Here is a 12,327-nt window from a genome sequence, read left to right on the forward strand (position 1 = left end):
AATACAACAGATTATTGTTCTTTTTATTTTTTATAGCTGAAAAGTCCAGAGGACGATCTGGAGTTAAGATACGTTCAATCAGTCAATGCACGCTTCACAGCCTAAACCATAATAAACAGCTATGTCCACTTTCTTAAGAAAAGCAGGTGTTCGTTTAAGGTGGAACAAACTAACATAATTCTCTCTTAGCAGAATTTAACTTAAATCTAATTACTTCAACATCCTTTAATATATTTCATGTGCACTTTATAACCAATAAATGCTAGCTTAGTGGCAAATTAATTGAAGGAAATAATTATGAAACTTGAGTCTTTAGCGCTGCATCACGGTTATGAATCTGAACCTACAACTAAATCGGCGGCGGTGCCGATTTATAATACCTCATCGTATACGTTTGATAGTACTCAACATGGTGCTGATTTATTTGATTTAATAGTACCCGGGAATATTTATACTCGTATTATGAACCCGACTAATGCGGTGCTTGAACAGCGTATTGCGGCCATGGAAGGGGGCATTGGTGCGCTTGCTGTGGCCTCTGGTATGGCGGCCATCACTTACGCAATTCAATGTTTGTGTGAAGTGGGCACTAATATTGTCAGTACCAGCCAAGTGTATGGTGGTACTTATAACTTATTTGCCCATAGTCTACCTCGCCAAGGTATTGAAGCGCGGATGATTAAAGCGGATGACTTTGCCGGTTTTGAAAACGCGATTGATGAGAATACCCGTGCGGTTTTTTGTGAGTCGATTGGTAACCCTGCAGGGAATATTGTTGATATCGCTCGATTAGCTAAAATAGCCCATAGCAAAGGCGTGCCGCTGATTGTTGATAACACGGTAGCAACGCCGTATTTATGCCGGCCATTTGAGTTGGGTGCCGATATTGTGGTGCATTCGCTTACTAAATATATTAACGGCCATGGTACGGCGATTGGCGGCATAATTGTTGATTCGGGTAAGTTCGACTGGAAAGCTAATGCCACTCGTTTTGCGATGATGAATGAGCCTGATCCGTCGTATCATAATGTGGTTTATACCGATGCTTTTGCTGAAGCGGCGTTTATTGGTCGCTGCCGTGTTGTTCCACTTAGAAATACCGGTGCGGCACTTGCGCCTAAAAACGCCTCTGACATTTTAATTGGTCTTGAAACTTTAGGGCTAAGAATGCAGCGCCACTGTGAAAACGCGCAACAGCTTGCTGAATACCTAGAGAATCACCCTAAGGTGCTTTGGGTTAATTACGCGGGGTTAGCGTCAAGTCCCTATAACGCAATGAGTAAAACAACCACTAGTGGCAAAGCGTCTGGTATTTTAAGCTTTGGGATAGCGGGTGGCCTTGAAGCTGGCACTCACTTTATTGATGCGCTGAATATGATTTTACGTTTAGTAAATATCGGTGATGCAAAGTCATTGGCTTGCCACCCAGCATCAACCACGCATCGACAATTAAATGATGAAGAATTGGCGAACGCAGGGGTTAGCCGCGATTTAATTCGTTTATCAGTGGGTATTGAAAACATCGACGATATCATTGCTGATGTAAGCCAAGCGCTCGATAAAGCTTAGTAATGTTAGCTACAGGGTAAAGCGTGATCCACATTAATGTTTAAACATGCATTTTATGTTTTGCTTGTAAGGTAGGTTTTATTTATGACCTACCGCACAAATTTACGTTTATATTCGTATAATGATTTAAATAAAATGGAGTGCCAGTACATGAAACTATTAATTTTTTTAGGTTCAGTTCGAAAAAGCTCGCCACCTAAGCCGGCACGTCTCGGTGAAAGAGTTGCCAAGGCATGCCAACGCTGTTTGCTTGAGCAATACAGTGATCACGATATTGAACTGATAGATCCGCTAGACTATGAGCTGGACCCTATATTCAAACCGCACTTTGCTTATTCACAAGCCGAGGTGCCTAAAAAACTCGATGACCTAGCGGAAAAAATTAAAGCCAGTGATGGTTTTATTATGGTCAGCCCTGAGTACAATCATTCAATGAGTCCAGCATTGGCTAATCTATTAAACCATTTTGGTAGCTCTTTATTTGCTTACAAACCCAGCGTTATTGTTACGTATTCTGCGGGGCAGTGGGGTGGCGTTCGTGCCGCTGTTGGGATGCGCAGTTTTTTAAGTGAACTTGGGTGTTTGCCGGTGTCGGCTATGATCCATGTGCCAAAAGCACAGGATGTATTTATTGAAAGTGGTGAAACAAACAATGAGGCAGAGCAAGCATCATGGCGCGAATATTTTTCGCGGTCGTTTAATCAGTTACTGTGGTGGGCTGAGGCAGCAAGTAAGCAACGTGAGGAGCTTGACCCTAAGCAATTAATTAAAGACTTTAAACGCGACCCGTCGCAACGCAATGCACCTTAATAATAAGCTATGGGGTATTAGTATCCTCTCTTGGAGTATCTAAAATAGCTTGTTTCTCTTGGTCTGATAAAATGATCCAGTCAAATATTTCGTCGCTAGTTCGGCCGCAGCCGCTGCAATAGCCTTTGAGACGGTGGCATTTCCCAATGCAGTCGGTTTTTAATAGCGATGAACTTTTTTGGGGTGTTGAATTCATAAATCCTTAGCCAAGTAGGTCAACATTTGCTGACCTGTTTTATGGTTTTAATGCTATTTATTTGCTACCGATTTACCTACTTCAAATGAGGTAGACCAAGGCGTTGAGCGAGATAAAGTTTTTCCGGTATGAATTGAAATAGCTGGGTTTTTTTCATCAAGTACAAAGGTAGTGCGTAATGAATCAGCAGATTCTTTTTGTTGTTCGTGCCAGTTATTTTGCGCTAAACAAGCTCGGGTGAAATCAACAGCCTTTTGATGAATGGCCACCGCTTGCGTTTTTTCTTGGTAATTATCTTGGCAACGATAAGTCACTGTATCGGCATCCAAAGCACTGATTTGGCATGCTTCACCAACGAGATTGTATTTAGCTGTCCAGGTTTCTGCGTACTTTGTATTTACACGGGTGCGCTTTAACACTTCAAAACGTGAGTCGTAGGCGGCTAATAAACCATTGATTTTTTCACAAGGCGTGAGGTTATCAATACTTGCTTTTTGCTCTGTTGTTAAGCTGCTACAACCCGATAAAATAAGGCCTGTTAATAATACCGATAAATACTTTTTCATAGTGGACTATCCTTTTGTGATAGCTAATCCTTCGTAGTTGCTTAAAGGATACCTAAGGGCTTGAAAAAATGCCATTAAAGACGTGAAAATAAAATTATTGCATGACTTATATCAAACGTTTTAGCGCAATTTTTAAATTTTTTTGCCCCAAAACTAAGTATTTCTTTAAGCAAACGCAGCCACTTATAGATTTTGAATAGGCACATTTTTTATTGTAACGCTACCTGAACCATCAGCAAGTAAAGTAAAATCGCCTGCTTTGTTAACATAAATACCACCAGATCCATCGGTTACTGTTACTTTGCCGACAATGTTTTGCACATCGATATTACCCGATCCATCATGAATGATTACATCACCTTGAGTGTTTGCCAGTTCAATACTGCCAGAGCCGTCATGGATGTTTACACTGTCAGTAATATTGCTCGCAGTGATTGCGCCTGAGCCATCTTCAATGGTTAATTGACCCGAAATATTATTGATTATAATTGCGCCAGAACCATCATGAATGCTAGTTTCAGCTGCATTTTCAATCGAGATCTCGCCTGATCCATCGGTAATATCAAGCAAGAATGTTGCTGGTAGCGACACCGTTAGATCTATGCGCGTATGATCTTCACTGTGGTTATCACAATTATTCGCAGTTAATTTTGCTGAGTTGCCACTTTTATCTAAAGTAAGGCAGTAGTTGTCATGCGCTTCATATTGATAAATTTCAGCCTTTACCGTCACAGTGTCGGTATTACTGCCTACGATATGTAAAAAGCCCGAACCTGCTTCAACGTTTAATGCTGATAGTGATTGAGCATCAAGGGTAAGCTTTTTTGTGTCTTGTAGTGTCATCTCGTTATTCCAAGCCAAAGCTTGAGCAGATAGCAGTACAGTGCCAATCAGAGTCAATCGTGTGAATGCGTTAATCATTATTATTCCCTTTCATTTTTGTGGTGTTTTTAGTTTAGTCGTATAGAGCGACTAAAAAGGTTTAAAGGGGATTTGATAATTTTTATTTTAATGCGAAAGTTTGATGCGCTTTGCTTAACTACGGTACATGAATTTACGCCCGAGAAAGTACGAAGTTTAGGCAACAAAATAATCTTTCCCAACCTGTATTCGCTTGCTATTTTAATGTTAGTGATAACGAGTGAGGAAATGGAACAAGGTGAAAGTAAACCAAGAGACGCAGCGTTAAAAATGCTCTCACTGCCAGAAAATAAAGCTCTTGCAGCAATAGCGTGATTTAGACTTTAAAAGCTGACTTGGATGCAGTCTAGCCTTTCATATTCCGCAGTTGCATTTTCTGTTTTAACTATTTTATTTTAAAAGACTTTTTGCTTGGTATTCAGCGCGGCGCCTCTTAGCCTTTTTGTAAACAACTTACTTAAAGGTCTTTAAACAAAGCGCTGAGCAAACTCAGCGCTTAATAAACAAGAGCAGATAAACTTACTTATGTCTTCCTTGCAAACACGCTACTACGTCTTGTAGCTCTAGGCCTTGGCGCTGTAGCAATACGATTAAGTGATATAACAAATCAGCTGATTCGTTGGTTAGCTCTTCGTTATCATGTTTCATTGCAGCTAAAGCGACCTCAACGCCTTCTTCACCCACTTTTTGACAACTGCGGCTTAAATCTTTAGCAAACAAAGAGGCGGTGTAGCTTTTTTCAGGGTCGTCGTTTTTACGCGATACAATTACTTGCTCAAGCTGCGCTAAGAAGCTTAGGCTTGGTTTTGCAGCATCACCAAAACAACTTTGTGTGCCTAAGTGACAAGTTGGCCCAAGCGGGTTAGCCAGCACTAAAATAGAGTCATAGTCGCAATCAGTATGGACAGACACTACTTCTAAGTAATTCTCAGAGGTTTCGCCTTTGGTCCATAAACGGTTTTTTGAACGCGAGTAAAACGTCACTTTTTGCTTTTCAAAGGTGACTTCCAGCGATTCTTGATTCATAAAGCCTTGCATTAAAATAACCCCAGTACGGGCATCTTGCACGATGGCAGGGATCAATTCGCTTTTAGCAAAATCAACTTGGGTAAGGTTTTGTTTGGTTAGTTGCATAGTCGCGCCGCCACTTGGTTATCTATTAAATATTGTTTTAATTCGCCGATGTTGATCACATTTTTGTGAAATACGCTGGCTGCCAGTGCGCCATCAACGTGGCTTTGTTTAAATACATCGACAAAATCTTGCATGGTGCCAGCACCACCTGAGGCGATAAGAGGAATATCACACAAAGCACGCATTTTAGACAGCTGCTGGTTATCGTAGCCATTGCGTACGCCATCTTGGTTCATGCAGTTGAGTACGATTTCGCCTGCGCCTAAGTCTTGCACGCGTTTTACCCATTCTTGCGTTTTATAACGGGTGCGGCTTGACGCATTAGGATCGCCAGTAAGCTGATACACTAAATATTCGCCAGTTACTTCATCGTAAAAGCTATCAATGCCGACAACGACACATTGTTTACCAAACTCATCATGTAGTTCTTTGATAAGCTCAGGGCGGGCAATAGCAGGGCTGTTTATACTGATTTTATCAGCGCCGCGTTCTAATACGCGTGCTGCATCAGCCACTGATTTAATACCACCTGCAACACAAAATGGAATATCAATATGACGTGCTATGCTCTCTACCCAGTTTACATCGAGAAGGCGTTTTTCAACACTGGCGCTAATTTCATAAAATACCAGTTCGTCAGCACCAGCTTCGCTATACGCTTTAGCCATTGTTAATATGTCGCCAACCACTTCGTGGCCTTTAAATTTAACGCCTTTGACTACTTGGCCGTCTTTAACGTCTAAACACGGGATTATGCGTTTTGATAACATGCCAACGCCTCCTCTACATTAAATGCGCCATCAAGCAGTGACTTACCTAAAATAACACCGCCTACACCAAGCTCTTTGAGCTTTTTAATGTCATCAAGCGAGCTTACACCCCCAGATGCTTGTACTTTAATATTGCTGTTGTGTTTTATTAAGTCTTCATATAATGCAAACGAAGGACCAGTCATGGTGCCGTCTTTACTGATGTCCGTGCATAGAAAATCAATTACACCCAGTGCTACATAAAAATCGACTAATTCAAATAAGCCGAATTCTGATTCACTTAACCAACCGTGGGTGGCAGGTGCCCAGCCATTGTCGGTTTTATTAACGTCGAGGGCGATAACAAAGTGCTTGGCACCGAATTTTTCAATCCAGCTTTTTACTTCATCACGTTTTTCAACCGCCATAGAGCCAATTACTACTTGGTTAGCACCGGCTTTAAGCCAGTCGCTTACGTCTTGTTCAGTACGAATACCGCCACCAACTTGATACGGTACGTTAAGTACTTTGGTGGCTGCTTGAATGTGTTGCCATTGTTTTTTATTAGGATCGCGTGCGCCTTCTAAATCAACAAGGTGTAATTTACCTGCGCCGCTTTGTGCATACTCTTGTAAGCGCGCACCAAGCTCAAACGGGTAAAACTGTGCGGTATCGTATTTACCTTGATATAAGCGCACAATTTGATTTTGTAATACATCTAATGCTGGAATAATCACTTGAATTCTCTTTATTAATTTGTGTTGATACGCTTTATTTATAGCTGCCAGTCTAAAAAGTTCTGCAATAACTGAGTGCCGACTTTAGCGCTACGTTCAGGGTGAAATTGCATACCCGCGTAGTTATCGTTGGCAACAATCGCTGAGAAGGTTTGCCCGTATTCGCCACTAACCAATGTTGCATCATTCACGGTATGAGCAAAACTATGCACAAAATATACTTGCTTGTTTGCATCAAGGCCTTTGGTTAAAGCATGTTCACGATTAACGGTGAGGTTATTCCAACCCATGTGCGGAGACGTTAAACTACCCACATCAAGTGCTTTAACGTGCCCAGGTATTTTGCCAAGGCATTGCACATTACCTTCTTCAGTGCTTTCGCACAGTAACTGCATGCCTAAACAAATCCCCATCAGAGGGCGTTGGTATTCATTGATTGCCTGTTGCCAACCGCCTTCTACCAAGCGCTTCATAGCAACAGATGCATGGCCAACACCTGGTAAAATGGCGCGTTCAAAGTTTTTAAGTTGCTCTGGCGAGGTGATCACTTCTGGCGTTTGCCCTAAGCGCTCAAAAGCAAAGCGTACAGAGTTTATGTTGGCACAACCGGTGTTAATTATGGCAATCATAAACACCCCTTAGAGCTTGCTGTTTGTTGGCTGGCGTCAGCGGCAATGGCCATACGTAAAGCGCGAGAAAACGCTTTAAACAAACCTTCAACTTGGTGATGACAGTTACCGTCGCTAACCGACAATATTAAGCTGATCGCTGCATTGTCGCTTAAGCTTTTGAAAAAGTGCTCAACCATTTGTACGTCTAAATCACCGGCTTTTTCACGGCTAAAGTTAGCGTTTAATACAAACGAAGCACGACCTGACAAGTCAATTTGTGCCTCTGCTTTGCATTCATCCATCGGTAGGGCAAAACCATAGCGAGCAATTTGTGATTTAGTACCAAGGGCTTGTTTAAGCGCTAAACCAAGGGCAATGCCGATATCTTCAACAAGGTGGTGCTCGTCAATGTGCAAGTCGCCGCTGGCTTGAATATCAAGGCCAATATTGGCATGGGTGCGAATTTGATCAAGCATGTGATCAAAAAAGCCAAGGCCGGTGCTGATCTCGCCATTTTTACTTTGATCTAAATTGAGTTTTACATCAATTTGCGTTTCTTTAGTGTTGCGAGTCACGCGGCCTTGTCGATCAGCGGTGGTAAGTTTAGTGACAATTGCATTCCAATCACCGTCATACAAAATACCTTCACAACACAAGTTTTGTGCAAGGCCAATATCTGTTTGGCGATCGCCAATCACAAATGAGCGTGCTAAATCGACTTTACCTGAGCGCATTAACTCGGTAAGCAACCCTGTTTTTGGCTTACGACAATCACAATTTTGCTCATTAAAGTGTGGGCAAATTAATACGTCGTCAAATTTAATGCCTTGGCTTGATAAAATAGCCATCATCTTATCTTGGGCAATATCAAAATCAGCCGTTGGAAAGCTGTCAGTGCCTAAGCCATCTTGGTTTGACACCATCACTAAACGATAGCCTGCGCCTTGTAATTGCAAAAGAGCAGGGATCACGTTTGGTAAAAACGCTAACTTTTCAAGACTGTCTACTTGCTTGTCGGTGATTGGCTCTTCAATAATAGTGCCATCACGGTCGATAAATAAATACGGGTTGCTCATGATACTTCCTGCTCTTTAAAAGTGGCTGATTGGCTTAGGCCATCTAACCATATTTTTACTTGTTCTAGTTCTTGCTCACTGCCGATTGAAATACGTAGCCAATCGTTTTCGCCGTATAAAGTAAAAGCACGCATAACTAAGCCTTGCTCAAGTGCGATATTAAAGCTGTTTTTATCGGCGAGCTTTAGGGTGACAAAGTTTCCTTCGCCACTGAGCACTTGTAATACGGCAGGGGAGGCTTCGAGCCACTGCTTTAGCTTTGCCCTTAGTGCATTTAAAATACTTACTTGGCGACGCATTGAAGTAATGGCATCTGGGCTGAGTGCATTTGCAGCAATGCTTGCCACTATCGTTGATACTGGATACGGTGCAATCACTTTACGGATTGGCGCTAGTACTGACGATTGGGCAAGAGTAAAGCCTGTACGCAGGCCTGCTAACGCAAATGCTTTAGAGAGCGTTCTAAGTACTACTATGTTGGCAAATTCGTTGATGAGTTTGCTTGCACTTTGCTCTGGGCAAAATTCAATATAGGCTTCATCCACAACGACCAGTGCTTTATCGGCAAGTGCTGTTGCAATAGCCTTTATTTTTTCAAGCGGTGTTAAGCTGCCTGTTGGGTTATTTGGATTACAAATAAACACTAATTTGCTATTACCAACAGCGTTGATTATTTCATCAACAGTACCATCGAGTAATAATGCTTGGCTTAAGCCATTTATTGCTACGTTGTGGGTGTCGGCGGTGACTTTGTACATGCCGTACGTAGGTAAAAATAAAGCAACCGAATCTTGCTCTGGTTGGCAATAGGTGCGTACCAGTAGCTCAATACCTTCATCCGCACCACGGGTCATAAGTGCTTGTTCAGCAGTGAGTCCTGCGTAATCAGCATAGCGGTTAATAACATTCATAGGCTGCGGATCAGGGTAGCGATTTAAATCATTAATGCTGATATCGATACTTTTAACATACGGGCTTTCATTTGCATTAAGCCACGTTGTGCCGGTTAGTTTCTCACTTTTTGCCGAGCTATATGCTGCTAATGCATCAATATTGGCCGGTAATAAAGGATTATTGCTCATTGTTCATCGCCTCTAAACGCACCTTAACGGCATTTGCGTGGGCATCAAGTCCTTCTGCATCAGCCAATGGTAAAATTGCTTTTGATAAGTTTTTTAAACCATTTTGAGTAATGGTTTGTACGGTATAAGTGCGAAAAAAATCAAGTAAGTTTAAGCTTGAATAAGTGGCACTGTAGCCATAGGTTGGTAATACGTGATTAGTACCAGAGGCATAATCACCAGCAGATTCTGGCGTGTAGTCACCCACAAATACAGATCCTGCATTTTTAACTTTGTTTAAATACGGGTTGGCATCAGCCAGTTGCAGTATTAAGTGTTCAGGGCCGTATTGTGCTGATACAGCAAATGCTTGCTCGATTGAATCAACCAAAATAAGCGATGAATTAGCCAATGCTTTTGCGGCAATATCTTGACGCGATAGTTTAGCTAATTGGCGTTCAATGGCTTGCTCGGTGCGGGCAATCATACGTTCACTGTTACACAGTAAAATTACTTGCGAATCAGCGCCGTGCTCAGCTTGAGATAATAAATCAGCGGCAATAAATTCAGGGTTTGCGCGCTCATCGGCAATCACTAACACCTCAGATGGGCCCGCAGGCATATCGATCGCCATGCCTGGTATGGTCTGAGCTACTAGTTGTTTAGCCATAGTCACAAAGCTGTTACCCGGGCCAAAAATTTTATTCACCTTGGGCACTGAGTCTGTACCATAAGCCATTGCGGCGATTGCACCTGCGCCGCCACTTTCTACGATTGTTTTGATACCGCATAGTTTAGCCGCATATAAAATTGCTGGGTTTATCGGTAAATCACCTTGCACCGGTGTTGCTAACACTACGGTTGTCGCACCACTTAGCTGCGCCAGTACACCTTGCATGATCACTGATGAAGGCAATGGCGCACTGCCACCTGGCACATATATTCCAACGGCTTCAATGGCTTGGTATTTTAGTTCACATAACACACCGGGCTGAGTCGACAATTTAATATCTTTGGGTAGCTGTGCTTGGTGAAAACGTTTTACATTAGCGTAGGCTGTGTCTATCGCGTATTTAAGCTCAGCGCTTAACTGCTGCTCAGCGGCATTGATCTCACTTTGCGGCACTAATAAGCGCGGATTTTCGCGGTTATCATATTGCTTAGCCATGTCGAGTAAGGCTGTGTCGCCTTGCTCTTTTACGTTTGCCATAATTGTTTGGCAAATAGCTTCTACTTCCACACTTGCACTAACAGCAGGGCGCATTAGCGCCGCTGCTTGTGCATCTTTGGAAACCTCATTCCAGCGCAACATTGACTTACTCCATCATTTTTTCAATTGGCATAACGAGGATAGAGTTGGCGCCTAGCGCTTTTAATTGCTCCATTGTTTCCCAAAATAATGTTTCACTGCTCACCATGTGCAGGGCTACGTACTCATCAGAGCCAGCAAGCGCTAATACCGTTGGTTGGCCAGAGCCTGGTAAAATATCGCAAATTTCATCCAGTTTATCTTTTGGCGCGTGCAGCATGATGTATTTGCTTTCTTTGGCTTGTCTCACGCCGCGTAAGCGTGGCATAAGTTTGTTGATAAGCGCTAGTTTGTCAGCATCTTGTAAGTCTTTATTTTGGATAAGGCAGGCGTTTGATTCTAAAATAGTATCGCCTTGCATAAGGCCGTTGGCTTCAAGTGTGGCACCGGTAGATACTAAATCACAAATTGCATCGGCAAGTCCTGCACGTGGTGCGACTTCTACAGAGCCAGTCAGCATTACTGTGCTGGCGTTTATGCCTTCACGCTTTAAGTATTGAGTTAAGATTTCAGGGTAGGTGGTAGCAATGCGTTTGCCTTCAAACCAGCTTTTATCTTGCTTGCCAAGTTCTGACGGCCATGCAAGTGCAAGGCGACAGTAGCCAAAATCAAGTTTAGACAGTTTAGTAACTTCACTTGGTACGCCTTGGCGCTGGCGCTCAGCTTGTACTTCAACGAGTACGTTTTCGCCTACTATGCCTAAATCACACACGCCGTCCATTACCAGACCGGGTATATCGTCATCGCGCACCCGTAGTACGTCAATCGGCATATTGGTCGAGTGGGCAATCAAACGTTGCTCACGCAAGTTAAGTTTAACACCTAGCTGTTTTAGTAAGTCTTGGCAATCTTTAGAAAGGCGGCCACCTTTTTGGATGGCGATACGTAGACGGTTGCTATTACTCATTATTCATTTTTCCTTTAATTTAAAAACTAAAAACCCCGAGGGAACCTCAGGGCGAAAAATGAATCATTGTATGTTGACTCGCCAGAGGTTCCTTTTAGGAATAACCTCTCAGCGAAAGACCTGACAGGTTATTCCGGTGAATGGTGGTGATGATGTACTGTTGTCAGGTTTAAGCGCATTATAATATATCCTAAATAACTTTCGTTTTATCATTGCTTCATGTAAACAAAAGTGTTTAATCTGTTTAAGTAAATTTCACATATAGAAAAACACATTTGTGGGGAAGCTGGCAAGTTTTTTTTGCATAAATTAAAGAATAAGCTATAACGGCCGATGATAAGAGTAACCAAAGGAGGAACGTATGGATATTATGATCCCTTATTTAGGGCAGATCACTCGTTTGCAACTTGAGTCGAAAGGCGCTTTTCATATTGCGGGGCTAAAAGATTCGAACGCGCAGCGAATTGAACGTGAAAAGCGGCAAAAACGTCAGTTGGAGCGCAAAGAACTACTGTCTAAAGAAAAGCTTGAAACAGCTAAGAAAGAGCGCAATACAGACGAGGAAGACGAAACCCATTTAGACACATGGGCGTAATATTTCTAGGATCTTATGCATAGAAAATGCATAACTAATTCTAGCACCGTAAGCATTAGCTTGCGGCGCCAGAAGTAAGTTTAAAT

General features: G+C 42.4%; 15 protein-coding genes. 4 read left to right on the plus strand and 11 right to left on the minus strand.

Features of this window, described 5'->3' with window-relative positions:
- The first annotated feature begins 297 nt into the window (after window positions 1-297).
- Together FW757_RS20420 and FW757_RS20425 are read left to right on the plus strand one after the other, a co-directional pair.
- Window positions 298-1,569 (plus strand): O-acetylhomoserine aminocarboxypropyltransferase/cysteine synthase family protein, encoded by a 1,272-nt coding sequence (locus FW757_RS20420; RefSeq protein WP_182767964.1) that lies wholly within the window; start codon window positions 298-300, stop codon window positions 1,567-1,569.
- Window positions 1,570-1,719: 150 nt separating this feature from the next.
- Window positions 1,720-2,379: an NADPH-dependent FMN reductase gene (locus FW757_RS20425; protein WP_182767963.1), complete on the plus strand. Its 660-nt coding sequence runs from the start codon at window positions 1,720-1,722 to the stop codon at window positions 2,377-2,379.
- Between the two features lie 7 nt (window positions 2,380-2,386).
- On the opposite strand, the gene FW757_RS20430 is transcribed toward FW757_RS20425, so the two are convergent.
- The 3 genes from FW757_RS20430 to FW757_RS20440 all read right to left on the minus strand — a co-directional run bounded on the left by FW757_RS20430 (window position 2,387) and on the right by FW757_RS20440 (window position 4,062).
- Window positions 2,387-2,575, minus strand: a complete 189-nt coding sequence (locus FW757_RS20430; protein ID WP_145235756.1) for a DUF1289 domain-containing protein — start codon at window positions 2,573-2,575, stop codon at window positions 2,387-2,389.
- A gap of 53 nt (window positions 2,576-2,628) precedes the next feature.
- Window positions 2,629-3,141: a hypothetical protein gene (locus tag FW757_RS20435; protein WP_182740260.1), complete on the minus strand. Its 513-nt coding sequence runs from the start codon at window positions 3,139-3,141 to the stop codon at window positions 2,629-2,631.
- Window positions 3,142-3,324: 183 nt separating this feature from the next.
- Window positions 3,325-4,062 (minus strand): hypothetical protein, encoded by a 738-nt coding sequence (locus FW757_RS20440; protein WP_182740261.1) that lies wholly within the window; start codon window positions 4,060-4,062, stop codon window positions 3,325-3,327.
- Between the two features lie 72 nt (window positions 4,063-4,134).
- On the opposite strand from FW757_RS20440, the gene FW757_RS20445 reads away from it, so the two are divergent.
- Window positions 4,135-4,377, plus strand: coding sequence for a helix-turn-helix domain-containing protein (locus FW757_RS20445; RefSeq protein ID WP_446441630.1), 243 nt, complete (start codon window positions 4,135-4,137; stop codon window positions 4,375-4,377).
- A gap of 204 nt (window positions 4,378-4,581) precedes the next feature.
- On the opposite strand, the gene hisIE is transcribed toward FW757_RS20445, so the two are convergent.
- Genes hisIE through hisG form a run of 8 tightly spaced genes read right to left on the minus strand, consistent with a single transcriptional unit; the run spans window position 4,582 to window position 11,646 of the window.
- Entirely contained in the window at window positions 4,582-5,196 is a 615-nt protein-coding gene (hisIE, locus tag FW757_RS20450; RefSeq protein ID WP_145235744.1) for a bifunctional phosphoribosyl-AMP cyclohydrolase/phosphoribosyl-ATP diphosphatase HisIE, read from the minus strand.
- Complete coding sequence (gene hisF / locus FW757_RS20455) at window positions 5,187-5,966, minus strand: imidazole glycerol phosphate synthase subunit HisF (RefSeq protein ID WP_182740262.1); 780 nt, start codon at window positions 5,964-5,966, stop codon at window positions 5,187-5,189. Before hisF ends, hisIE begins: the two co-directional genes overlap by 10 nt.
- The gene (locus tag FW757_RS20460) at window positions 5,948-6,682 is read right to left on the minus strand and encodes a 1-(5-phosphoribosyl)-5-[(5-phosphoribosylamino)methylideneamino] imidazole-4-carboxamide isomerase (RefSeq protein ID WP_149980202.1); all 735 of its coding nucleotides are present in this window, start codon (window positions 6,680-6,682) and stop codon (window positions 5,948-5,950) included. Before FW757_RS20460 ends, hisF begins: the two co-directional genes overlap by 19 nt.
- A 38-nt stretch (window positions 6,683-6,720) precedes the next feature.
- The gene (gene hisH / locus FW757_RS20465) at window positions 6,721-7,311 is read right to left on the minus strand and encodes an imidazole glycerol phosphate synthase subunit HisH (RefSeq protein WP_149980203.1); all 591 of its coding nucleotides are present in this window, start codon (window positions 7,309-7,311) and stop codon (window positions 6,721-6,723) included.
- Window positions 7,308-8,369 carry a bifunctional histidinol-phosphatase/imidazoleglycerol-phosphate dehydratase HisB gene (gene hisB / locus FW757_RS20470; protein ID WP_145235732.1) on the minus strand — a complete coding sequence of 354 codons (1,062 nt, stop codon included), beginning with the start codon at window positions 8,367-8,369 and terminating at the stop codon, window positions 7,308-7,310. Before hisB ends, hisH begins: the two co-directional genes overlap by 4 nt.
- Window positions 8,366-9,451, minus strand: a complete 1,086-nt coding sequence (hisC, locus tag FW757_RS20475) for a histidinol-phosphate transaminase (protein ID WP_446441631.1) — start codon at window positions 9,449-9,451, stop codon at window positions 8,366-8,368. Before hisC ends, hisB begins: the two co-directional genes overlap by 4 nt.
- Window positions 9,441-10,742, minus strand: coding sequence for a histidinol dehydrogenase (gene hisD, locus FW757_RS20480; protein WP_446441632.1), 1,302 nt, complete (start codon window positions 10,740-10,742; stop codon window positions 9,441-9,443). The genes hisC and hisD overlap by 11 nt, the downstream gene beginning before the upstream one ends.
- Window positions 10,743-10,746: 4 nt before the next feature.
- Window positions 10,747-11,646, minus strand: a complete 900-nt coding sequence (hisG, locus tag FW757_RS20485; protein WP_145235723.1) for an ATP phosphoribosyltransferase — start codon at window positions 11,644-11,646, stop codon at window positions 10,747-10,749.
- A gap of 361 nt (window positions 11,647-12,007) precedes the next feature.
- On the opposite strand from hisG, the gene FW757_RS20490 reads away from it, so the two are divergent.
- Window positions 12,008-12,241 carry a hypothetical protein gene (locus FW757_RS20490; protein WP_182718775.1) on the plus strand — a complete coding sequence of 78 codons (234 nt, stop codon included), beginning with the start codon at window positions 12,008-12,010 and terminating at the stop codon, window positions 12,239-12,241.
- Window positions 12,242-12,327: the final 86 nt, after the last annotated feature.

It is taken from the genome of Pseudoalteromonas sp. 1181_04 (assembly GCF_052850545.1).